The 23105-nt window shown below is 73.1% G+C and carries 19 protein-coding genes; 6 read left to right on the forward strand and 13 right to left on the reverse strand.

Annotated elements, in window-relative coordinates; genetic code table 11:
* Window positions 1-42: 42 nt before the first annotated feature.
* Window positions 43-432, reverse strand: coding sequence for an RNA-binding S4 domain-containing protein (locus tag ACK1X7_RS44085; protein WP_361507848.1), 390 nt, complete (start codon window positions 430-432; stop codon window positions 43-45).
* Between the two features lie 30 nt (window positions 433-462).
* On the opposite strand from ACK1X7_RS44085, the gene lpdA reads away from it, so the two are divergent.
* Together lpdA and ACK1X7_RS44095 are read left to right on the forward strand one after the other, a co-directional pair.
* Window positions 463-1863: a dihydrolipoyl dehydrogenase gene (gene lpdA, locus ACK1X7_RS44090; protein ID WP_413116611.1), complete on the forward strand. Its 1401-nt coding sequence runs from the start codon at window positions 463-465 to the stop codon at window positions 1861-1863.
* A 65-nt stretch (window positions 1864-1928) separates the two neighbouring features.
* Window positions 1929-4586 (forward strand): SpoIIE family protein phosphatase, encoded by a 2658-nt coding sequence (locus ACK1X7_RS44095; RefSeq protein ID WP_413116612.1) that lies wholly within the window; start codon window positions 1929-1931, stop codon window positions 4584-4586.
* A 93-nt stretch (window positions 4587-4679) separates the two neighbouring features.
* On the opposite strand, the gene ACK1X7_RS44100 is transcribed toward ACK1X7_RS44095, so the two are convergent.
* From ACK1X7_RS44100 to ACK1X7_RS44125, 6 genes are all read right to left on the reverse strand, one after another.
* Window positions 4680-5678, reverse strand: a complete 999-nt coding sequence (locus ACK1X7_RS44100) for an MBL fold metallo-hydrolase (protein ID WP_385113951.1) — start codon at window positions 5676-5678, stop codon at window positions 4680-4682.
* A gap of 113 nt (window positions 5679-5791) precedes the next feature.
* A complete protein-coding gene (locus tag ACK1X7_RS44105) occupies window positions 5792-7294 on the reverse strand; it encodes a glutamate synthase subunit beta (RefSeq protein WP_385147571.1) in 1503 nt (500 codons plus the stop codon).
* 38 nt (window positions 7295-7332) lie between these two features.
* A complete protein-coding gene (locus ACK1X7_RS44110; RefSeq protein WP_413116613.1) occupies window positions 7333-8391 on the reverse strand; it encodes an NAD(P)H-dependent flavin oxidoreductase in 1059 nt (352 codons plus the stop codon).
* Entirely contained in the window at window positions 8391-9128 is a 738-nt protein-coding gene (locus ACK1X7_RS44115; RefSeq protein ID WP_385147565.1) for a CoA-transferase subunit beta, read from the reverse strand. The genes ACK1X7_RS44110 and ACK1X7_RS44115 overlap by 1 nt, the downstream gene beginning before the upstream one ends.
* Window positions 9125-9988 carry a CoA transferase subunit A gene (locus tag ACK1X7_RS44120; RefSeq protein WP_385147562.1) on the reverse strand — a complete coding sequence of 288 codons (864 nt, stop codon included), beginning with the start codon at window positions 9986-9988 and terminating at the stop codon, window positions 9125-9127. The genes ACK1X7_RS44115 and ACK1X7_RS44120 overlap by 4 nt, the downstream gene beginning before the upstream one ends.
* Before the next feature lie 6 nt (window positions 9989-9994).
* Window positions 9995-10750 carry an enoyl-CoA hydratase family protein gene (locus tag ACK1X7_RS44125; RefSeq protein WP_382948603.1) on the reverse strand — a complete coding sequence of 252 codons (756 nt, stop codon included), beginning with the start codon at window positions 10748-10750 and terminating at the stop codon, window positions 9995-9997.
* Between the two features lie 79 nt (window positions 10751-10829).
* On the opposite strand from ACK1X7_RS44125, the gene ACK1X7_RS44130 reads away from it, so the two are divergent.
* The 3 genes from ACK1X7_RS44130 to ACK1X7_RS44140 all read left to right on the forward strand — a co-directional run bounded on the left by ACK1X7_RS44130 (window position 10830) and on the right by ACK1X7_RS44140 (window position 13875).
* Window positions 10830-11645, forward strand: coding sequence for an SDR family oxidoreductase (locus tag ACK1X7_RS44130; RefSeq protein WP_385147559.1), 816 nt, complete (start codon window positions 10830-10832; stop codon window positions 11643-11645).
* A 1-nt stretch (window position 11646) separates the two neighbouring features.
* Window positions 11647-12561, forward strand: a complete 915-nt coding sequence (locus tag ACK1X7_RS44135) for an SDR family oxidoreductase (RefSeq protein ID WP_413116614.1) — start codon at window positions 11647-11649, stop codon at window positions 12559-12561.
* A 132-nt stretch (window positions 12562-12693) separates the two neighbouring features.
* Complete coding sequence (locus ACK1X7_RS44140) at window positions 12694-13875, forward strand: serine hydrolase domain-containing protein (RefSeq protein ID WP_390794903.1); 1182 nt, start codon at window positions 12694-12696, stop codon at window positions 13873-13875.
* Window positions 13876-14285: 410 nt separating this feature from the next.
* Here the strand turns inward: ACK1X7_RS44140 and ACK1X7_RS44145 are convergent, their stop codons facing one another.
* Window positions 14286-15377 (reverse strand): SGNH/GDSL hydrolase family protein, encoded by a 1092-nt coding sequence (locus ACK1X7_RS44145; RefSeq protein WP_413116615.1) that lies wholly within the window; start codon window positions 15375-15377, stop codon window positions 14286-14288.
* Window positions 15378-15518: 141 nt separating this feature from the next.
* Here ACK1X7_RS44145 and ACK1X7_RS44150 point away from each other — a divergent pair, with 141 nt between their 5' ends.
* Window positions 15519-17141: a phytoene desaturase family protein gene (locus tag ACK1X7_RS44150; protein WP_413116616.1), complete on the forward strand. Its 1623-nt coding sequence runs from the start codon at window positions 15519-15521 to the stop codon at window positions 17139-17141.
* Here ACK1X7_RS44150 and ACK1X7_RS44155 read toward each other — a convergent pair.
* From ACK1X7_RS44155 to egtA, 5 genes are all read right to left on the reverse strand, one after another.
* Entirely contained in the window at window positions 17131-18369 is a 1239-nt protein-coding gene (locus tag ACK1X7_RS44155) for a transglycosylase family protein (RefSeq protein WP_385157363.1), read from the reverse strand. The genes ACK1X7_RS44150 and ACK1X7_RS44155 overlap by 11 nt on opposite strands.
* A 278-nt stretch (window positions 18370-18647) precedes the next feature.
* On the reverse strand, window positions 18648-19613 hold the full coding sequence (egtD, locus tag ACK1X7_RS44160; protein ID WP_413116617.1) for an L-histidine N(alpha)-methyltransferase: 966 nt from the start codon (window positions 19611-19613) through the stop codon (window positions 18648-18650).
* On the reverse strand, window positions 19610-20365 hold the full coding sequence (gene egtC, locus ACK1X7_RS44165; RefSeq protein WP_390794907.1) for an ergothioneine biosynthesis protein EgtC: 756 nt from the start codon (window positions 20363-20365) through the stop codon (window positions 19610-19612). The genes egtD and egtC overlap by 4 nt, the downstream gene beginning before the upstream one ends.
* Window positions 20365-21693, reverse strand: coding sequence for an ergothioneine biosynthesis protein EgtB (gene egtB, locus ACK1X7_RS44170; RefSeq protein ID WP_385157354.1), 1329 nt, complete (start codon window positions 21691-21693; stop codon window positions 20365-20367). Before egtB ends, egtC begins: the two co-directional genes overlap by 1 nt.
* A complete protein-coding gene (egtA, locus tag ACK1X7_RS44175) occupies window positions 21690-22973 on the reverse strand; it encodes an ergothioneine biosynthesis glutamate--cysteine ligase EgtA (RefSeq protein ID WP_390794908.1) in 1284 nt (427 codons plus the stop codon). The genes egtB and egtA overlap by 4 nt, the downstream gene beginning before the upstream one ends.
* Window positions 22974-23105 lie beyond the last annotated feature (132 nt).

Consider the following 23105-nt stretch of genomic DNA (forward strand, 5'->3'; position numbering starts at 1 on the left):
CCCTACGGCGGACCGACCGGATCCCGGCGCACCGACCGGCTCTCAGCCGAGGTCGCCGGGCGTACCGCGCAGCCGCTCCATCTCGCGCCGGTCGCGCTTGGTGGGGCGGCCCGCCCCGCGGTCGCGCAGCCCGATCGGCACGGTGTGCTCGCGCGGCGGCGGAGGCGGGCTGTTGTCGACGAAGCACTCCGCGGCCACCGGCGCGCCGACCCGCTTGCGCACGATGCGCGAGACGACCACGACCCGGTCGCGCCCCGCATGGCGCAGCCGCACCTCGTCCCCGGGCCGCACCGGCTGCGCGGGCTTGACGCGCTCGCCGTTGACCCGGACGTGCCCCGCGCGGCAGGCCGAGGACGCCATGGAGCGCGTCTTGGTCAGCCGCACGGACCAGATCCAACTGTCCACCCGTACGGACCCCTCGTCTGAAGCCATACCCCGACTCTAATGTCTAAGGTGCGACGCATGAGCGCACATTTCGACGTGGTGGTTCTGGGAGCCGGCCCGGGTGGCTATGTCGCCGCGATCCGCGCCGCCCAGTTGGGCCTGACCACGGCCGTCGTCGAGGAACGCTACTGGGGCGGCGTCTGTCTGAACGTGGGCTGCATCCCGTCCAAGGCCCTGCTGCGCAACGCCGAGCTGGCCCATCTGTTCATCCATGAGGCCGAGACCTTCGGCATCCGGGTGAACGGCGAGGTGACCGTGGACTACCGCGACGCGTTCGAGCGCAGCCGCAAGGTGGCCGACGGACGGGTCAAGGGCGTCCACTATCTGATGAAGAAGAACAAGATCACCCAGTACGACGGGCGGGGCACCTTCACCGGGCCCCACGAACTGCGGGTCACCCTCACCGGCGGTGACACGGAGACGGTCACCTTCGGCCACTGCGTCATCGCCACGGGCTCGCTCACCAATCTGCTGCCCGGCACCTCCCTCAGCGAGCGGGTGGTGACCTACGAGGAGCAGATCCTCGCCCCCACCCTGCCCGGCAGCGTCCTGATCGCGGGCGCGGGCGCCATCGGCGTGGAGTTCGCCTACATCATGCACAGCTACGGGGTGCAGGTGACGCTGGTGGAGTTCATGGACCGGATCGTGCCCTTGGAGGACGAGGAGGTCTCCGCCGAGCTCACCCGTCGCTTCCGCAGGCTCGGCATGAACATCCTGACCTCCACCCGGGTGGAGGCGATCAACGACACGGGCCCCGCGGTCAAGGTCATGGTGACCACGGGCGGCCAGCGGCAGACCCTGCAAGCCGCCCGGGTGCTCCAGGCCATCGGATTCCGGCCGCGGGTGGACGGATACGGGCTGGAACACACCGGCGTCCGGCTGACCGAGCGGGCCGCCATCGACGTGGACGGCCGCTGCCGCACCAATGTGCCGCACATCTTCGCCATCGGTGATGTCACCGCCAAGCTGATGCTGGCGCACGCCGCCGAGGCCATGGGCATCGTCGCGGCGGAGACCATCGCCGGGGCCGAGACCATGGAGCTCGACTATGTGATGATCCCGCGCGCCACCTTCTGCCAGCCGCAGATCGCCAGCTTCGGCTGGACCGAGACCCAGGCGCGGGAGCGCGGCTTCGACGTCCGGGTGGCGAAGTTCCCGTTCACCGCCAATGGAAAGGCCCAGGGCCTCGGCGACCCGGTCGGCTTCGTGAAGCTCATCGGCGACGGCCGCCACGGCGAGCTGCTGGGCGGCCATCTCATCGGCCCCGAGGTCACCGAGCTGCTGCCCGAGCTCACCCTCGCCCAGCAGTGGGATCTGACGGCGCACGAGGTGGCCCGCAACGTCCACGCCCATCCGACCCTCAGCGAGGCGGTGAAGGAGGCCGTCCACGGGCTCGCCGGACACATGATCAATCTGTGACCGCCGATACCCCGCCCCGGCCGCCACCGGGTGTGCGACCGGGGGATATGCGCTAGACAGAGCTTGTGAAGGTGCGCTCGGCGCTGGGCTCGCGCAGTGTCGGCGGGCAGGTGTGCGCCCTGATGCTGATCATCGTGACGCTCCTGGTGCTCGCCGCGGGTGCCACGCTGTCCCTCCAGGCCCGCGGCAGCGGGGACAGCCAGGCCCGGACCAGTGCCCTGACCGTCGCGCGGACCGTCGCCCTGGCCCCCGGCGTCCAGCGGGCGCTGGAGTCCCGCAACCCCTCCACCACCCTCCAGCCCTATGTCGAGAAGGTCCGGCACCGGACCGACGTCGACTACATCGTGGTCACCTCCCCCCGGGGCATCCGCTGGACCCATCCGAATCCGAAGCTGATCGGCAAGCGCATCGACCGCGGCCTCTATCCGGCCACGGCGGGCCGGACCTTCACCGACAGGGTCCCGGGCATCACCCGCTCGGCCCCCTCGATCCGTGCCGCCGTGCCGGTCACCGACGCCCGGGGCCGGGTGATCGGCATCGTCAACGCCGGGGTCTCCATCCCCTCCGTGTCCCGGACGGTCGGCCGCCAACTGCCGATGATCTACGGCTCCACCGCGCTCGCCCTCGTCCTGGGCGGGGGCGGTGCGGCACTGGTGGCCAGGCGGCTGCGGCGCCAGACCCACCGGCTCGGCCCCGCCGAGATCACCAGGATGTACGAACACCACGACGCCGTGCTGCGCAGCGTCAGGGAGGGAGTCCTGATCATCGACGACGAGGGGCTGCTGCTGCTGGCCAACGACGAGGCGCTGCATCTGCTGGGCCTCACGCCCGACGCGCACGGACGGCAGATCACCGACGCCGGCCTGCCCCCGGAGCTCGCCGGGCTGCTCGCCTCCGGCCGTCCGGCCACCGACGCGGTGTATCAGGTCGGGGACCGGCTGCTGGCGGTCAACCAGCGCCCGGCGGAACGCGACGGACAGCCCTGGGGAAGCGTCGCCACCCTGCGGGACACCACCGAGCTGCGTGCCCTGACGGACAAGGCCGACCGGGCCTACGCACGCCTCCAACTCCTGTACGAGGCCGGTGTCCGGGTGGGCAGCAGCCTCGACATGGAGGGGACCGCCCAGGAACTGGCCCGGGTAGCCGTGCCGCGCTTCGCCGACTACGCCACCGTCGATCTGCATGAGGCCGTACTGCGCGGCGAGGAGCCGGGCGACCGCGACTCGCCGTTGCGCCGGGCCGCCTTCAGCGGTATCCGGCAGGACCCCCCGCTGCGCCGGGTCGGTGAGCATGTCTCCGCCTTCCCCGTCACCCAGCGGGCCGGCGGCACCGGCCAGGCGCGGGTGTTCCCCGTGGAGCAACTGCCGTCCTACCCCGACTGGGTGCCGCAGGAGCCGGAGCGGCTGGGGTGGCTGGTGGCGTACGGCATCCGCTCGCTGCTGACCGTGCCGCTCAGCGGGCGTGGCGTCCGGCTGGGCCAGGTGGCGTTCTGGCGCTCGGGGGACGCCCCGCCGTTCGACGAGGAGGACCGGACCTTCGCCGAGGAGCTGGCCGGCCAGGCGGCCGTCGCCATCGACAACGCCCGCCGCTACGCGCGCGAGCACGCCACCACACTGGCCCTCCAGGAGAGCCTGCTGCCGCGCGGTCGCCCCGAACAGCAGGCCGTCGTCGCCGCCCAGCGCTATCTGCCCGCCCCCGGCGGGGTGCGAGGCGACTGGTTCGACGTCATCCCCCTGTCGGGGGCCCGGGTCGCCCTCGTCGTCGGCGATGTCGTCGGCCACGGGCTGCATGCCGCCGCGACCATGGGCCGGCTGCGCACCGCCGTGCTCAACTTCTCCGTCGTGGACCTTCCCCCCGATGAGCTGCTCGCCCGGCTCGACGACGTGGTCGACCAGGTCGACCGGGAGGACACCGCCGTCAACGGCGGCGTCGGGGCGGCGGGGGCCACCTGTCTGTACGCGGTCTACGACCCGGTCTCCCGGCACTGCACCCTGGCGCGGGCCGGTCATCCGCCCCCGGCCGTGGTCCACCCCGACGGCTCCGTGACCTTCCTCGACCTGCCCGCCGGACCGCCGCTGGGACTCGGCGGCCGGCTCTACGAGGCGGCCGAGACCCATCTGCCCGAGGGCAGCCGCCTCGTCCTCTACACCGATGGGCTGGTCCGGGACCGCGAACGGGACCTCATGGCCGGGCTCGACCAGCTCCGTGACGCCCTCACCGATGCCGACCCCGACCCGGAGCGGGCCTGCGACGCCGTGATGGCAGCCCTGTTGTCGCCGCGCCGTACCGACGACGTCTGCCTGCTCATCGCCCGTACCACCGTGCTGGACGAGCGCCGGGTGGCCTCCTGGGAGCTGCCGCCGGACCCGGAGGTCGTGGCCCGGATGCGGGCGGCCGTCGCCCGCACCCTGGCCGACTGGAACCTGGAGGAGGCCGCCTTCACCACCGAGCTGGTGGTCAGCGAGCTGCTCGGCAACGCCATCCGGCACGCGGTCGGCCCCGTGCGGCTGCGGCTGATGCACAACCGCGCGCTGATCTGCGAGGTCGCCGACGGCAGCACCACCGCACCGCATCTGCGCCGGGCGGCCACCACCGACGAGGGCGGACGCGGGCTGTTCCTCGTCGCCCAGATGGTCCAGCGCTGGGGCACCCGCTACACCAGGAACGGCAAGATCATCTGGACCGAGCAGGATCTTCCGGACGCGGAACGCGCCCCGCGGTGACACCGGCCTGTACGGACCGGGCCCCGGTCGCCGTCGACCGGCCCCGGTCGCCGTCCGCGGCCCCCGTCCCCCCGCGTTCCGCCGTGGGTGCCGTCAGGCCGAGGCGGTGGGCGCGCCCTCGCGCCGCTCCCACGCGACCTGGGCGAGGTCGGCCATGGTGGCCACGAGATCCGCCGCCTCGTCCGTGCCGTTCAGATGCCGGTACTCCGAGCCCACCGTGATCACCAGCCGCTCGGGGAGGCCCAGCGCCGGATAGGTGTTCTCCGCGATGAGGGTGCGGGCGGCCTCCAGAGCCGGGACCCCCGCCGTGTGCAGCGTCCGGGTGCGGTCCCGCAGATGCTCCAGATAGCCGATGTGGCCGCGGACCCCCTCCCGGTCGAGGACCGGCCCATGGCCGGGGACGATCACCTCGGCCCCGGTCGCGAGCACCCGCTCGCACGCCGCGATCACATTGTCCAGCGGGCCCGCCCAGTGCACCGCGTGGTCGCCGGGGTCCTGGGGGCCGGAGGCGAAGATGACATCGCCGGTGAACGCCACCTTCTGCCGCGGCAGATACGCCACCAGATCGCCCGCGGTATGTGCGGACGGCAGACTGAACAGCCGCACCGGCACCTGGCCCACCCGCAGGTCGAGTTCGCCCACGAAGGTGAGCGTCGGCTCGACCACCTCGGTGCCGGACCAGTCGAACCGTCCGAAGTGGCGCTGGAGATACCAGCCGAGCGGGGTCGCCGGATCGCTGCCGTGCACCAGGGCGTGCAACTGCTGCGGCGAGGGCTCGTACTCGATATGGCCGAGTGCCTCGCGGGTGGCGACGATCTCCGCGTCCGGTACGACCTCCGCGCCCCAAAGATGGTCGCCGTTGGCATGGGTGACGATCACTCGCTCGATCCGGGACCCGCCGGGCAGCAGGGCCCGGCTGCGTTCCAGGAAGTCACCGGCCATCCGCCGGTCGTAGGGGGTGTCGATCCAGGCGGCGGCGCCGTCGGGCGAGACGATCAGGCCGCAGTTGGCCAGCCCCCATCCGGCGCTCGGGGTGGGGGACCAGATGTGCACACCGTCGGCCACGGTGAGGAGGGGCGATTGCGAGATCATGGACGCACACTATTCCCGCGCCGCACGCCCGCGGCAGGCGGCCCGCCCTCCGGGCACGGGTGTCCGGGTGCTGGAATCCAGGTGCCGGGGTCGGCCACCCGCGTGCCGTTCCGTCAGGCCGTCATCGGCCGGTCGGCAGGCCCGACCGGCGCCGGGAGCGTCGTGGCGCCCGCGAGATAGCGGTCCACGGCGGCCGCGGCGGAGCGGCCCTCGGCGATCGCCCAGACGATCAGCGACTGGCCACGGCCCGCGTCGCCCGCCACGAACACCCCGTCCGCGCCGGTGGCGAAGGACGCGTCGCGTGCGACGGTGCCGTGCTCGTCGAGTTCCAGCCCGAGCTGGCCGAACAGCCCGCTGTCCGGCTCCGGGCCACGGAAACCGAGGGCCAGCAGCACCAGATCCGCCCGGAGCACCCGCTCGGTGTCAGGGCCGGGCCGCCCGTCGGCCCGGGCCCCGATCAGGCGCAGCGCCCGGACACCGCCGTGCGGCCGCCGCGCGTCCGGTGCCGTCCCCTCGAAGCGGACGGTGGTCGCGGAGAAGACCCGCGCGTCCACGTCCGCCTCCGGAGAGGCCGCAAGCTCCCGCGCCTCCTCATGGGCGGCGGACATCCGGTAGATCTTGGGGTAGACGGGCCAGGGCTCGCCGTCGGCGCGTTCGTCGCCGGGCCGGGGGTGGATGTCGAGCTGGGTCACGGAGGCGGCGCCCTGCCGCAGCACGGTGCCCAGGCAGTCCGCGCCGGTGTCCCCGCCGCCGACGATGACCACATGCTTGCCCTCGGCGGTGATCGGCGGCCGGGCGTAGTCGCCCTCGCGCACCCGGTTGGCCATCGGCAGATACTCCATCGCCTGATGGATACCCGCCAACTCCCTTCCCGGTACGGGGAGTTCGCGACAGGCCCGGGCGCCCACCGCAATCACGAGCGCGTCGTAGCGCGCCCGCAGCTCGGCGGCGTCCAGATCGGTGCCGACATCCACGCCGGAGCGGAACTTGGTGCCCTCCGCACGCATCTGCCCCAGCCGCCGGTCGAGATGGCGCTTCTCCATCTTGAACTCGGGGATGCCGTAGCGGAGCAGTCCGCCCACCCGGTCGTCGCGCTCGTACACCGCCACGGTGTGTCCCGCGCGGGTGAGCTGCTGGGCCGCGGCCAGGCCCGCGGGCCCCGAGCCGATGACGGCGACGGTCCGGCCGGACAGCCGCTCCGGTGGCCTGGGGGTCACATATCCGCTCTCCCAGGCCCGGTCGGCGATGGCCACCTCGACGTTCTTGATGGTGACCGCCGGCTGGTTGATGGCCAGCACACAGGCGCTCTCACAGGGGGCCGGGCAGAGCCGGCCGGTGAATTCGGGAAAGTTGTTGGTGGCGTGCAGCCGCTCGCTCGCGCGCAGCCAGTCGTCACGGGAGACCAGGTCGTTCCAGTCCGGGATGAGGTTCCCCAGCGGGCAGCCCTCGTGGCAGAACGGGATGCCGCAGTCCATGCAGCGGTCCGCCTGGGCGCTGATGATCGGCAGCAGGGCGCCGGGGGCCTGGACCTCGTTCCAGTCCCGCACCCGCTCGTCCACCGGACGCCGGGGCGGAAGACGACGGGGTGTGGTGAGGAAACCCTTGGGATCGGCCATGATGACCTCCCACTACCCGTGTCATGGTCTGGCCGCTTTCACCCCACTGTACGACCGCGGGTCAGCCGGTCCAGGGTCTCGGCGGCCTCGGCCATGATCCGGTCCACCAGCTCCGCGCAGCAGGGCAGATCCCCGATCACCCCGGCCACCTGCCCGGAGGCCATCACCCCCGTATCGGTGCGGCCGTCCACCATCGACGCCTTCAGCAGCATCGGAGTGGTGGCGGCCAGCAGGACCTGGCTCCAGGTGAGGTCCTTGCCGTGCCGCATGGCCAGCCCGTCGCGCACCATCCGCGGCCAGCTCAGCCCGGCCAGCCGCCGGAAGGCGGCGGCGTGGCGCACGGCGCGCAGCAGCGCGGCGGTGCGGCCGGAGCGCTCCAGGGAGTCGACCAGCTCGCTGCGGAGCATCCGGTGCGGGAGCCCGTCCACCGCCGTGGTGACGGTGACATCGGTGACCGCCGCCGCCAGATAGCGCGCCTTCACCGCGTCCGGGACCGTGCTGTCGGAGGTGAGCAGGAACCGGGTGCCCATCGCGATCCCCGCCGCCCCGTAGGCGAGCGCGGCCGCCAGCCCCCGTCCGTCGTGGAAGCCGCCCGCGGCCACGACCGGGATGTCCACCGCGTCCACGACCTGGGGGAGCAGCACGGTGGTGGCCACCTGCCCGGTGTGGCCGCCGCCCTCGGCGCCCTGCACCAGCACCGCGTCCGCGCCCCAGCCCGCGACCTTCTCCGCATGGCGCCGGGCGCCCACGGACGGGATGACCACCACGCCCGCGTCCTTCAGCCGGTCGATCAGCTCACGCCTGGGGGCCAGCGCGAACGAGGCGACCCGCACCCCCTCCTCGATGATGATCCGCACCCGCTCCCCGGCGTCCCCGGCGTCGGCGCGCAGATTGACGCCGAAGGGCGCGTCGGTGCGGGCGGCCACCTCGCGGACGGCCGAGCGCAGCCGCTGGGGCGACATGGTCGCGGAGGCCAGGATGCCCAGCGCCCCGGCGTTCGCCACGGCCGACACCAGCCGGGGCCCGGCCACCCACCCCATGCCCGTCTGGACGAGCGGGTGGCGCACTCCGACGAGCCTGGTCAGCGGGGTGTCCATCAGGACGGCACCTCCCGCTCGCGGGCCCCCTCCGGGTCGATGACCTCCCGGATCAGCCGCAGCTCGGCGGGGGTCGGCTCCCGGGTGCACGGGACGTCGTCGGCGATGTCGAGGGGGAAGCCGGTGGCCTCCCGCACCGTCTCGGCGGTCACCCCCGGATGCAGGGAGCGCACCCGCAGGGTGCGGTCGGGCGTGGCGAAGTCGAGGACCGCGAGATCGGTCACCACACACCGCAGGTCATGGAATCGGGCGGCGGGCCCTACGGCCGCCGCCCGGTCGTAGCCGACCCCGCACACCATGTCGACGCGCTCCACGAAGACCCGCCGCGAATGCCGGGGCACCCAGTAACTCGTGGGATTGTTGAGGGTGTTGACCGGCGCTCCGCGCACCCCCAGCAACTGCCGCCTGGGCCGCTTCCAGTCGCCGACGCATGTGATGTTCTGATTGCCGTGGCGGTCGAGCTGGCTCGCGCCCATCATCACATGGCGCCGCCCGCCGGTGACCATCGCCAGATGCGCCCGGTACGGCAGCCACCCCTCCACCACCTCAGGGTCACCGCCCACGATCATCGCCTCGCCGTCCGTCAGCAGCAGCTCGGGCGCGAAGGTGAGCCTGGCCAGCCGGGCGCCGACCCTGGGCACCGCACCCATCGGGGCGGCCAGGATCTCCCCGTCGCCCCGCCATGCCTCGGCACAGGCCACCACGCAGTACTCGGCCCGGGTCACCCCGCCGGTCATACGCCCTCCTTCCCGAACGCCGCCACCGCGGCCCGGTACCGCTCCTCGTCCCCGGACAGAAACCGCTCGGTGAACTCCCGCCACGCCTCCGGATCGGCGGCGGCCTTGGCGTACGCGCTCTGGAACGCCTCGTCCCGTCCGTAGTCGGGGGCGCAGGAGGTGAAGTGCGCACCCTGCGGGGTCTCGATCACACCGGTCACCGCATGCCGTTTGACCAGCAGCGTCTGCGGACCGCCCGCGTCGGCGAACTCGGCGGTGGCGACGACGCGTTCACAGGAGAGATACGCCTCGGCCGCCGCCTCGCAGAACAGGTCGTCGAAGTACGGATCGGGCCCGAGGTACTGTCCATTGCCCTGTGCGTCCGCCCGGTTGAGGTGCACCAGCGCCACATCCAGCCGCAGCGCGGGCACCGCCACCAGCTCCTCACCGTCCTCGTAGGGCGAAGTGACCGTCCGCAGCGAGGGGTTGACCGTCATCACGTCCGAGCCCAGGCCCGCGCGGACGGGCAGGAACGGCAGCCGGTGCACGGCGGCGGTCAGCCCCCACATCATCATCGCCTCGTCCAGCTCGGTCAGCTCGATCTCCCCCCGCTCGCGGGCCGCCCGGAAGTGCGGCTCCAGGGGGATCGAGTCGAGCGTCGCGAACGCCGTCACCAGCCTGCGGATCCTCCCGGCGGCGGCCAGCAGCCCGACGTCCGGGCCGCCGAAGGAGACCACCGTCAGATCGGTGACATCCGACCGCAGCAGGGCGCGGACCAGGGCCATGGGCTTGCGCCGTGAGCCCCAGCCGCCGATGCCGACCGTCATACCGCTGCGGATCCGGCCGACGGCCTCCTCGGCCGCCATCGTCTTGTCGGCCAACGCCGCTCACCCCTTCCCGGTGCCTTTGGCGACGAACGCGTCGCGGTGTCCATCGGACAGCCCCGCCAGATTGGCCTCGAAGGTGAAGCCCTGCTCGAAGCGGTAGCTGCGGTGCACATCGACCGGGTCGATGCCGTTGATGGCCGCCTTCGCCAGGCGCAGCAGCGCACCGTCCTTGGCGGCGATCTCACCGGCCAGCTCCAGCGCCGCCTCCCGCAGCGCGGCGCGCGGGACGACCCGCCACACCGAGCCATGGCGGTGCAACTCCCCGGCGGTCGCGGTGCGCGAGGTGTAGTACAGCGCGCGCATCAGATGCTGCGGGACCAGCCGCGCCAGATGGGTGGCCGCGCCCAGCGCGCCCCGGTCCAGCTCGGGCAGGCCGAAGGTGGCGTCCTCGCTGGCCACGATCGCGTCGGCGTTCCCGGCCAGCCCGATGCCGCCGCCCAGGCAGAAGCCGTGGACGGCGGCGACGACCGGGACCGGGCAGTCGTAGACGGCGGCGAACGCCTCGGCACAGCCGTGGTTGGCGCCGATGAGCGCCGTATGGCCCTCGGCCGCCTGGATCTCCTTGATGTCCACGCCCGCGTTGAAGCCCCGGCCCTCGGCGGCCAGCACCACACACCGCACCGACGGATCGGCGCCCGCGCCGCGCAGCGCCGCGGCCAGCTCGTACCAGCCCTGGACGGGCAGGGCGTTGACGGGCGGGAAGTCCATGGCGACCAGGCGGACGCCGGCCGCCGGTGCGGAGGTGGAGACACCCATGAGCAGATCCGCTACCTTTCCACCAAACATTTGTTAGGTGAGAAGGTAGCAGCGCTCACCGCACAGCGGGAGGTGTCTCGTGGCCGTCACCATCGATCTCGCCGGGCGCGTCGCCGTCGTCACCGGCGGCACGCGCGGCGTCGGAGCGGGGATCACCCGGGCCCTGCTCAGCGCCGGGGCCGAGGTGGTGATCTGTGCGCGCCACGCCCCGGGCAAGCCCGTCGAGGCGGACGGGCGCACGGCAAGCTTCGAACAGCTCGACGTCCGGGACGCGGACGCGGTCACCGCGTTCTTCGACCGGCTACGCCGCACCCACGGGCGGCTCGACCTGCTGGTCAACAACGCCGGAGGAAGCCCCTACGGGCTGATCGCCGAGGCCGGGCAGCGGCGCGCCGCCCGCGTCGTCGAACTCAATCTGATCGCCCCCATGACCGTCTCCCTGAGCGCCTATGAGCTGATGCGCCGGCAGGAGGGCGGGGGCGCCATCGTGATGATCGGCAGCGTCAGCGGCACCCGGCCGTCCCCCGGTACCGGACCCTACGGAGCCGCCAAGGCGGGGCTGGAGAACCTCGCCCGCACCCTGGCCGTGGAGTGGGCCCCCGCGGTCCGGGTCAACACGCTGGTGCTCGGCATGGTCCGCACCGAACTGTCGCATCTGCACTACGGGGACGAGGAGGGCATCGCGGCCGTCGGCCGGACCGTGCCGCTCGGGCGGCTGGCCGAGCCGGTCGAGGCCGGTACCGCCTGTGTGTTCCTCGCCTCCGGGCTGGCCGAGTACATCAGCGGCGCCAGTATCGCCATCCACGGAGGCGGGGAGCGCCCCGCGTTCCTCGACGCCGCCAACGTCAACCAACAGGCCCCCGGCACCGGCCGGACCGACCCACGGGAGGACTGAGATGAGCGAACTCTGCGACGGGCGCGTCACCGTCGTCACCGGAGCGGGCCGCGGCCTCGGACGGGCGCATGCGCTCGCCTTCGCCGCCGAGGGCGCCAAGGTCGTCGTCAACGACCTCGGGGTGGCCCCGGACGGCGCCGGGGCGTCGGCGGACCCGGCCCAGGAAGTCGTCGAGGAGATCCGGGCCGCGGGCGGGGAAGCGGTCGCGCACGGCGGGGACATCGCCACCACCGACGGTGCCGCCTCCCTCGTCGCCACCGCCCTCGACGCCTACGGCCGGCTCGACACCCTCGTCAACAACGCCGGGTTCCTGCGCGACCGCATGCTCGTCAACCTCGGCGAGGACGACTGGGACGCGGTGATCCGTGTCCACCTCAAGGGCCACTTCCTGCCGCTGCGGCACGCCGCCGCCCACTGGCGCGCCGAGGCGAAGGCGGGCCGTACGCCTCTCGCGCGGGTGGTCAACACCAGCTCCGGGGCCGGGCTGCTGGGCAGCGTCGGACAGGGCAACTACTCCGCGGCCAAGGCCGGAATCCTCGGGCTGACCTCGGTGGCCGCCGCCGAACTCGGCCGCTACGGCGTCCAGGTCAACGCCATCGCACCGGCGGCCCGCACCCGGATGACGGAGACGACGTTCGCCGGTGCCATGGCCGCCCCGGACGACCCCGCCGCCTTCGACGCGATGGCCCCCGCCAATGTCTCACCGCTCGTCGTCTGGCTCGGCTCGGCCGCCTGCGCCGGGGTCACGGGCCGGGTCTTCGAGGCGGAGGCCGGGCGGATCACCGTCATGGAGGGCTGGCGGCCGGGCCCGACCGCCGAGAAGAGCGCCCGCTGGAACCCCGCGGAGGCGGGCGAGGCCGCCCGGAAACTCCTCGCCGAGGCCGAACCGCCACGACCCGCCTACGGGGCACCCTGACGGGCTGTCCGCCCCCTGCGGGGTGGGGACAGCCCCCGTAAGGGACGGACGGCAGCGGGATGGAGTCCGGTGCGCCGCGACGGCACGATGAACCGCGAACGGCACACGGGGACAAGGCGAGGAGCGGGGTTCGTGGGAGCTCGGGTGAAGCGCGCGGCGCTGTGGACGGGGATCGGCGCGCTGGCGGTGACGGCGACCCTCACCCTCGCCACGGCCCAGGGGGAGCCGGCCGGGCCGCCGGCGCCGTCCGGCTTCGAGGAGGCCGTCGGCCGGACGGTGCGGGACGGCTTCCCGGGCGCGGTGGCCTACGCGCGGCGCGGCGACGACGAGTGGCGGACGGCGGCCGGGGTCGCGGACCGGGCGACCGGCGAGCGCGCCCGTCCCGAGCAGCGGTTCCGGATCGCCAGCAACACCAAGGCGTTCGTCTCCACGGTGCTGCTTCAACTGGAGGGCGAGGGGCGGCTGTCCCTCGACGACAGCGTGGAGAAGTGGCTGCCCGGCGTCGTCCAGGGGAACGGCAACGACGGTAAGGCCATCACCATCCGTCAACTGCTCGATCACACCTCGGGGATCTACGACCCCACCACCGAAGCCTCGTTCTTCGCCCCCTATCTGGAGGACGGCGACCGGGACCATGTCATCACCCCGCGCGAGGTGATCACCCGCTCGGTCCGGCACCGGCCGGAGTTCGCCCCCGGCAAGGGCTGGTCGTACTCCAACACCAACTATCTGCTCGCCGGGCTGGTGATCGAGGCGGTGACCCACCGCTCCGTGCCCGACGAGATCCACCGCAGGATCCTCGCCCCGCTGGGGCTGAAGGACACCTCCTTCCCGGTGACCGACCCCGCCGTGCACGGCTCCCACCTGCACGGCTACGACCTCAAGGGCCGCGATATGACGCGGTTCAGCCCCTCCTACGACTGGACCGCCGGAGCCATGATCTCGACCGTGGACGAGCTGGCCCGGTTCGAGCGGGCGCTCTTCGGCGGCGAACTGCTGCGCCCCGCCCAGCGGCGCGAGCTGAAGACCCCGGTGGAGTTCCCCGACGCCCCGGCGTACGGACTCGGGGTGCAGCGCATGGAGGTGCCGTGCGGCGGCACCGGCGCGCGGCGGAAGGCCGCCCCGCTCACCGTCTGGGAGACCGACGGCGCGGGCCCCGGCTACACCAGCGTCTCGCTCACCACCGACGACGGCGAGCGTCAACTGGTCCTGGCCGCCACCACCTACGACCTCGCCGCGGAGCTCAAGGGCGACCCGCCCGTACCGAACAGCAAGGGGCTCCAGGAGGCGCAGACCGCGGTCCTGTGCGGCTGAGCCCCGCGCATGGGGGAGGAGCCGGGGGCAGGCCCGCCACGGTGCCGCGGCATCGGGGCGGACGGACAGCACCGCGGGGTCCGTGGGCGCTACGGCTGCGTCGGTGTCGTAGGCGGCCAGCAGCCGGTCGTCGTCGGCGAGCCGGGCGGGCCGGTTCAGGAAGGCGGCCCGGAACTGCGGGGTGTACTGGCGGAAGGCGACCGCGGCGACGAGCCGGGAACCCATCGACACCGTGCCGCGCATCCCGCCGCCCTCGATCGCCGGCACCACCCGGTATCCGTCCGTACGCGCCCCGGGCAGGCTGCCGGTCTCCGTCCGGTCGGCGAGTACCTTCATCAGCCGGTGGCGGTCGAGGTCGCGCTGGGGCTGCTCCGTCACTTCTCGTCTCCTTGGAATCGCCGTCCTAGCCGCTACCGCGCCGCGGTCATCAGTATCGGCACACAGCGGGCCCGGTGCAGCAGAGTGGTGAAGCGCGAGGCGAGGACCGGATGGCCGGCGGCCGCGGGGTGCAGGCGGTCCGAGCCCTCGGGCTCCAGCATCAGCCGCGTACAGGCGGGGCCGAACACCTCGGGGCCATGGAGGTAGTGCACCCGCGTGTCGCCGTGGTCGCGCAGCAGCGTCACGGCCCGGCGTATGTGCGCCCGGCACTCGCGCATCGTCATCCCCGAAGGGCCCGGCACCTCCTCCCGCTCGGGTGCGGTGATCGTGGACATCACGGCGAACGGGGTCGTGGGGTGGCCCTCGCGCACGGTGCGCACAAAGCCGACGAGCGCCGAGACCAGCGCATCGCGGTTATGGCTGCCGAGCGCCTGGACATTGACCCCGACGCAGAGGGTGAGGAGATCGGCCGGCAGATCCCGCATCAGCCGCGCGGTCATGGGCTCAAGACAGCTCGACGCGCCCAGGGCCAGCGAGGTGAGATCCCACCCGGCCCGCCGGGCCACCAGGGCGGTCCAGGTCCGGCTGGGGGACGCGGCGCCGCGCCCCTGCGAGATGGAGCTGCCGCAGTGGACCCAGCGCGGCTGCCGCCCGGGCGCCTCGCCCTCCAGGGCCGCGCCCGCCTCCACGGACAGTCCGCGCAGCCGGAACTGATGGTAGAAGGGCAGCCACAGCTCGACCGTCGCCATCCGCCCCGGCAGGCCCTCGTACCGGAACTCCGCGTCCCCGCCGTGGGTCTCCAGCTCCACCGTGGCGGCCCGTCGCCCATCGCACAGCACATCGAGGCGGGGCCGCTCCTCGGGCCCGTTCAGCCTGGGCGCGGGGTCGGCCTGGTAGCGGCAGACGAGCGAGGCGCTGTCGGTGCGCAGCGTCACCCGTACCCCGGACGGCATCGCGGCCCGGCCCAGCCCGCCCTCGGGCAGATACAGCGCCGCCTCCTCGCGCGGCAGCCGCCAGGGGGCGGTCCACCCGGGGCCACGCTCCAGCGACACCGCGCCCCGGTAGCGCAGCCGGGGGTCGTCGTGGCGGATGTCGAGCGCGGCGCGGACGGCGTGGGTCTGCATGCTCGCGAGTCTGGCACCCCCCTGTGACACCCCGCTGCGACACCGCCCCGCGGCCTCCGGCTCGCCGCGCACTCTTCGCATAGCATGCCTAATCCGGGCATGCGAGCCCTATGGTGTGACGGACGGCGGGAGGAACACCAGATGGCCGAGGCAGACGCCGTCATCGTCGGATCCGGTGTCAATGGCCTCGTCGCCGCGGCGGAGCTGGCCCTGGCCGGATGGTCCGTCGTCCTGGTGGAACGCGAGCTGAACATCGGCGGGTTCATCGCCACCGAGGAGCGCACCCTGCCCGGCTATCTCCACGACACCTACTCCTCATGGCATCCGCTGTTCGTCTCCGGCCCGGCGTACGCGCGTCTGGGGGAGCGGTTGCGCCGCCATGGGCTGGAGTACCGCAACACCGACGGGTGGGTCACCGCCAGCGTGGCCGACGGCGGCCGGGTCACCCTGGCCCACCGCGATCCGCGGCGCACCGCCGAGGGTTTCGCGCACGACGGGGACAGGGCCGCGTATCTGGCCGCGCTCGGCCGGCTGGGCGACAACATGGCCGCGATCGGCGGCCTGATGAGCGGTGAGCTCCGCTCGCCGGCCGTCTTCCGCCCCGCCGCCGCACTGCTCCGTGGCGGCGGGCGGCGGGGGGTGGAGCGGTGGATGCGCTCGGCGGCCGCCAGCGGCCGTGGATACACCCGTGCGGAGTTCCGCGGGGACGAGGTGGACCATCTCTTCGCCCCATGGCTGCTGCACGCGGGGCTGTCGCCGGACCATGCGTCCGGCGCGTTCCTGATGACGTTGCTGGCCGCCACCTTGCATGGCGTCGGGGTGCCGGTGGTGGCCGGGGGCGCCGGCCGGTTCCTGGACGCCTTCACCTCGCTGCTGGCGACGACGGGGGTACGGGTGGAGACCGGCACCCGGGTCGACCGCATCCTCGTCGAGCAGGGGCGCGCCGTGGGAGTGGCGGCCGGCGGCCGGGTCTTCCGCGCCCGCCGCGCCGTCCTCGCCTCGGTGACCCCCACCGCCCTGTACGGCACCCTCCTTCCGGAGGGCTCGGTCCGCCCCGAACTGCGGGACGAGGCACGGCGATTCCGCTACGGACGCGCCGCGATGCAGATCCATGTGGCGCTCTCCCGGCCGCTGGGCTGGCGCGACGCGCGGCTGAACACGATCCCGGTCGTGCATCTCTCCGACGGGTCCGGCAGCACCGGTATCGCCTGTGCCGAGGCCGAGGCGGGCCTGCTGCCCCGGCGGCCCACGGTGGTCGTCGGGCAGCAGTACGTCCTGGATTCCAGCCGGGTGCCGCCCGGGGCCGCCGCTCTGTGGCTACAGTTGCAGGAGATGCCGTCCACGCCGCGCGGGGACGCGGCCGGTGAGCTGGACACCGCTCAGGGCTGGACGCCGGAGCTGGCCCACGGCTACGCCGACCGGGTCCTGAACCGGATCGCCGGGCACGCACCCGATCTGCCCGGCAAGGTCCTCGCCGTCGATGTCATCGCGCCCCCGGACCTCACCCGCCGGAACCCCAACGCGGTCGACGGCGACCCGTACGGTGGCTCGCTCGAACTCGACCAGAGCTTTCTCTGGCGCCCGCTGCCCGCCTCGGGACGGCATGCCACCGACATCCGCGGGCTCTGGCACATCGGCGCGTCCACTCACCCGGGGCCGGGGCTGGGCGGCATCTCCGGGCACATGGTGGCCACCACGCTCACCACAGGGGCCCGATTCGCCCGCCTGCCCCGGCTCTCACCCGGGCGCGGGATCAGAGGCTGACGCCGTGTGACCGCAGATAGGCGAGCGGGTTGACGTCCGAGCCGTAGCCGGGCCCGGTGCGGATCTCGAAGTGGAGATGGGGTCCGGTGGCGTTCCCTGTCGAGCCGGAACGGCCGATCTGCTGGCCGCCGTTGACACTCTGCCCGGCCCGCACCGACAGTTGCGAGAGATGGGCGTACTGGCTGTACTTGCCGTCCGGATGCCGGATGACCACCTGATAGCCGTACGCGTCGCCCCAGCCCGCCGAGACCACGTGGCCCGTGCCCACGGCCTTCACCGAGGTGCCGATGCCGACGGGGAAGTCCACGCCCGTGTGGTAGCCGCTCGACCAACTGGAGCCGGCCGCCCGGTAGGCGGTGCTCGGGTTGACGCCGCTGACGGGGGCGGTGAAGCCCGAGGAGGCGACGCGCTTGGTGTTCTGCTCCCGGCTGTTGTGGGGCTTCTCGGCCTTCGGCTGCGGTGCGGGCTTCGCCTTGGGCTTCGGCTTGGGCTTCTCCTTGGTCTGGTGGTGGCGCTCGGGTTCCGCCTTGGGCTTGGCGGTGGCCTTACCGCCCTTCAGGGAGAGCTTCTGACCGGGGTAGATCAGATCCGGATCGCCGCCGATCGCCTCGCGATTGCTCTCGTAGAGCGCCTCCCAGCCGCCGGTGACATCGTGGGAGTCGGCGATACCGGACAGCGAGTCGCCGCTGACGACCACATAGCGGCCGGACTTGGTGGAGTGGTGCCCCGGGAGGCTGGTGGGTGTGGGCTTGCTCGCCGCCACCTGCCGGGCCTGCTCGGGCCGCTGTGCCTTCTTGACCGGGGCGGCGGACGTCTTGACGATCTTCGGCGCGCTCTGCGGCGCCGCCTCGCCCCGCGTCAGCCCGGCCTTCCCCGAACACACCGGCCAGGCGCCGGGGCCCTGGCCGTCGAGCACCTTCTCCGCGACCGCGATCTGCTGGTCCTTGGTGGCCAGATCGGCCCGTCCCGCGTAGGCGGTGCCGCCGTACGCCTCCCATGTGCTCTGCGTGAACTGAAGCCCGCCGTAGAAGCCGTTGCCGGTGTTGATGTCCCAGTTGTCGGTGGACTCGCACTGGGCGACCTTGTCCCAGGTCTCGCCCGAGGCCGCGGACGCGCCCGCGGCGCCGATGAGCGGAAGGGCGATTCCGGCGCCGCCCGCCGTGACGCTCAGTGAGGCACGGGAGATGCGGTTGGGCTTGTAACGGCGGTGGCGTCCCCGTAAGGGCATGGACGGCTCCTTCTCGTGCTGCCGGGTGCGGCGCGCTGCCGGGCGGGCCAAAGATAAGGGGGCCGATTTGGCCACAACAAGAGGGGGATCGCCTAGAACGAGGGCCACAGCGCGCTGTGCTGCGGCCCTCTTCGGCTTATGTGATGTGCATCACACGATTTCCGTCGGTGGTGCGAGCCGAACGCAGGGTGACGGCCGCCCCGCCTCGCCCACCCGCGAACGTGCCGCCGCCCGGAGCGCGGGCCCCGGGCGGCGGTGTGCGGCGCGCTACCGGACGGTCAGCGGCGGACCGCGAGCGACACCGCGAAGCGGCCCTGCGCATCGGTCCACCAGCGCCGCGAGTCCATCCCCGCGGCGGCCAGTTCGGCCCGCACCTTCTCCTCCCGGAACTTGCTGGACACCTCCGTACGGACCTCCTCCCCGGCCGCGAAATGGACCGCGAGATCCATGGCGGGGATCTTCGCCGTGAGGTCCTTACGGGCCCTCAGCCGCATCTCGATCCACTCCTCCTCGGCGTTCCACACCGCCACGTGGTCGAAGTCGGAGGGGTCGAAGTCGGCGCCCAGTTCGCGGTCGAGCACCGTCAGCACGTTCTTGTTGAACGCCGCGGTGACCCCTTGCGCGTCGTCGTAGGCGGAGACCAACGTGGCATCGTCCTTGACCAGGTCGGTGCCGACCAGCAGCGCGTCGCCGGGCGCGAGCAGATCGCTCACCGAGGCGTAGAACGCGGCCCGCTCGGCCGGCAGCAGATTGCCGATCGTGCCGCCGAGGAAGGCCAGCAGCCTCGGCCCCGGGGTGTCGTCGGGCAGTGCGAGCCCGTTCATGAAGTCGGCGACCAGCGCGTGCACCGTCAGCCGCGGATGTTCGGCCAGCAGGGCCTCCCCGGCCAGTTCCAGTGCGCTCTCGCTCACGTCGACGGGGACGTAGACGCGCAGATCCGGCAGCGCCCGGATCAGGTGGCGGGTCTTCTCGGAGGAGCCGGAGCCCAGTTCGACCAGGGTGCGGGCCCCGGTGGCGTCGGCGATCTCCGCCGCGCGGGCGATGAGGATCTCCCGCTCGGCACGGGTCGGGTAGTACTCCGGCAGCCGGGTGATCTCCTCGAAGAGCGCGCTTCCCCGGGCGTCGTAGAACCACTTGGGCGGAAGCTGTTTGGGGGTGCTGGTCAGCCCGTCGGCCACATCGGCGCGCAGGGCGGCCGCGGTGGCATCGGCGGGCAGGGTGCGGGTGACGGAGAAGGGGCTCAACGGGAAGCCTCCTTAAGGGCGGTGAGCAGTACATCGGTGCGGGTGGCGGTGAGCAGGGTGCGGTCGGGGACCTCGGTCCAGCCGGGGTCCTGGTCATACGGCTCGGAGGCCACCACCACGCCCCGGTCCGGTTCGGCCAGGTACCACAGGGTGTCGCCCCAGGCGGTGGCGGCGATGGTCTCCCCGTCCATGAGCAGCAGGTTCAGACGTGAGCCGGGGGACGCGCCGGCGAGCTGCTCGACGGCCTCGGCCAGCGCCTCCGGCGGCTCGTGGCCCAGCCGCAGCCGGCGCAGCACCAGCGCCCAGACGAACGCCGAGTCGCACCGCGCCTCCAGGCCGAGCAGATCCACGGGCGGCAGCGAGGCGGCGAGGTCCGCGACCGCGTGCGGCCAGTCGCGGATCGCCCCGTTGTGGCTGAACAGCCAGGTCCCGGCGGCGAACGGCGAGGCGCCCGCCTCACCGTCCGCACTCGCCTCGGTGGCGTCCCTCACGGCGGCCATCAGCGCCCCGGTCCGCACCACGCGGGCGAGGTCGGCGAACGACAGATCGCCCCAGATGGGCCCGGCGCGGCGGTAGCGCGCGGGCACCGGGTCGCCCGACGCGTACCAGCCGACGCCGAACCCGTCGGCGTTGACCGTGCCGTGCGCCTGCCGCCGCGGCGCCCACGACTGCCGGAACAGGCTGTGCTCGGGCGCCATGACCACCTCGCCGATGGGGGTCCGCGGCCCGAGATACGCCAGATGCCGGCACATCAGGACGCGTCCCGAGCGGTGCGGAAACCCGAGAAGATCTGGCGGCGCACCGGCAGGTCCCAGTTGCGGAACGTGCCCCGGCAGACGACCTCGTCCACCGCGAAGGAACCGCCGCGCAGCACCTTGTGCGCCGGGCCGAAGAAGACCTCGGAGTACTCGCGGTAGGGGAAGGCGCGGAACCCCGGGTAGGGCAGGAAGTCGCTGGAGGTCCACTCCCACACATCGCCGATGAGCTGCCGCACCCCCTGCGGGGAGGCGCCCTTCGGATAGCTTCCCGCCGGTGCCGGCCGCAGATGGCGCTGGCCGAGGTTGGCCTGGTCGGGGGCCGGGTCTGCGTCGCCCCACGGATAGCGCCGGGACCGGCCGCTGTCCGGGTCGTGGCGGGCGGCCTTCTCCCACTCCTCCTCGGTCGGCAGCCGCCGCCCCGCCCAGCGGGCGTAGGCGTCCGCCTCGTACCAGCTCACATGCACCACCGGCTCCTGGGGCGGCACCGGCTCGGTCACCCCGAACCGGCGGCGCAGCCACTGCCCGCCCTCGCGCCGCCAGAACAGCGGGGCGGCCAGGCCGTGCTCCTGGATGTACGCCCAGCCCTCGGCCGTCCACCAGCGCCGCTCGCCGTAGCCGCCATCGGCTATGAACCGCTCGTACGCGCCGTTGGTCACCGGTGTGGTGTCGATGTGGAAGGCCGGGACCAGCCGGTGGTGCGCGGGCCGCTCGTTGTCCAGCGCCCAGGGCTCGGTCGAGGTGCCCATGGTGAACGGGCCGCCGGGGATCAGCACTTCCTCGGGCAGCGCCGCGCCGTCCGCCGTGCCGGGCGGTGGCGGAGCGGTGAGCGCGGCGGGTCCGCGGCGCAGTTGGTGGGTGATGAGCATCGTCTCGTCGTGCTGCTGCTCATGCTGTGCGATCATGCCGAATGCGAAGCCCGCGTCGACCAGCGGGGCGCCGCGCAGCTCGATCCGCTCCAGGATGTCCAGCACCCGGCCGCGCACCTCATGGACATAGCCGCGGGCCTCGGCGGGCGCCAGCAGCGGCAGGGAGGGCCGCTCGGCGCGCGGATGCTCGAAGGCGTCGTAGATCGAGTCGATCTCGGGGCGCAGCGCGTCACGGCCGCCGACCGCGCGCAGCAGCCACTGCTCCTCCTGGTTGCCGATATGCGCCAGATCCCAGACCAGCGGGGACATCAACGGGGAGTGCTGGGCGGTGAGGTCGGGCTCGTCCACGCACGTGGTGAGGGTGTGGGTGCGCTCGCGCGCGGTGCGCAGTGCCAGCTCGGCGCGCCGGCGCAGCACCTCGGGATCGATGGTGAGGTCCGAGTCGGGGGCGGTCATGGCCGTCCCTCCTTACCGGTGGGAGGAGCGAGCAGATCGTCGGCGGGACATCGGCCGCGGGCCACATAGCGGTCGGTGAAGGCGGCGACGGCGGCGGTGATGGCGGGGGAGGCGCCGATGCGGGGCAGTGCGTCCAGCGCCGTGGCGAAGCAGCTCACGGCGGCGGCGCGCAGCTCGGGGTCGGCCAGACCGTGGCGCGCCGCGGCCCGCCACAGCCGATTGCCCGGTGCGGGGCGTGCGCCCGCCGTCTCGGCGAGCGGCTTCACCACCCGGTAAACCGTTTCAGCAGCCTGCGGATCGTCGAAGAGGGCGACGGTGACGGCGAGGGGGACGATCCAGCCGTCCTCACCGCTCTGCGCGTCGATCATGCGCAGTTCCAGATGGCCGCGCGGGCGGACGGGGGGAAAGAGCGTGGAGGCGTGGAAGTCGAGATCGTCGAGGGTGGGCGGCCGGGGCAGCCCGGTCCTGGCCCACTGGCGGAAGGTCACTCCGGACGGCACCGCCCAGGGCCCCTTCTCGTCCCGGATGGCCATCACGGGCGCGTCCAGCACATAGTGCGCCCAGGCGGTGCGGGGATCCGCGCCGTCGGGCGGGGCGTGGGTGCGGCCGGGCTCCATCGCCGTCCACACCGCCTGCCGGGTGGAGCGGTAGCCCGTGGGGCGGCCCTGGCGCAGCGGTGAGTTGGCGAACGCGGCGGTCAGCACCGCGCCCAGCAGATGGGCGAGCCGCCAGCGCCGTGCCATGCCGAGCGGTCCGGGCTCCTCGTGCCCGGCGTCCACGCAGACCTGCACGGAGGCGGTGCTGCACATCATGGAGCGCCCGGCCGGCCCCCGGCGGTCGAAGTAGGTCTCCATGCACTCGTACCGGGGCGTGGTGAGGAACCGTCTCGGCGGGCGCCAGGGGTCGTGGCCATGGCCGGCCAGGCCGAGGCCGAGCCCGGCGAGAAGGGATCGTACGAGGGCCAGATCGGCGGCGGCGGACTCCACACACGCGGTGAGGGAGTCGGCCGGGAGGGAGCTGAGCTCCACCTGGCCGCCGGGTTCGAAGGTGATGGCGGACCGCAGCGGCAGTCCGCGCAGGGCGGTGACCGCGGCTTCGAGCCGGGCCGCCTCGATGGGTCGTGCGGGGATGTGCGGGTCGTAAAGGAGCCATTCGAGCTCGACTCCGATGCGGCGCGGCGGCCCTGTCTTGAAGCAGATGCCGTGCAGCCGGGCCTCCATCTCGGCCTCGCTGATCGCCTTGTCGTCGGGCACTGTCTCTCTCCCGTCCCGTTCCGGCATCGGCTCGCTGTGAAACGAGCCGATATGTCGCCGTCCACCTTTACCTGCCGACGCACCGGGCTCAAGGGTGCCTCCAGAGTTGCACAAGGTTCATTTGCCGCCGGACGGGCAGGGCAGGATGGCTGATGGCGA

It is taken from the genome of Streptomyces sp. CY-1 (assembly GCF_047218265.1).
In the GTDB taxonomy this organism is placed as follows: domain Bacteria; phylum Actinomycetota; class Actinomycetes; order Streptomycetales; family Streptomycetaceae; genus Streptomyces; species Streptomyces niphimycinicus.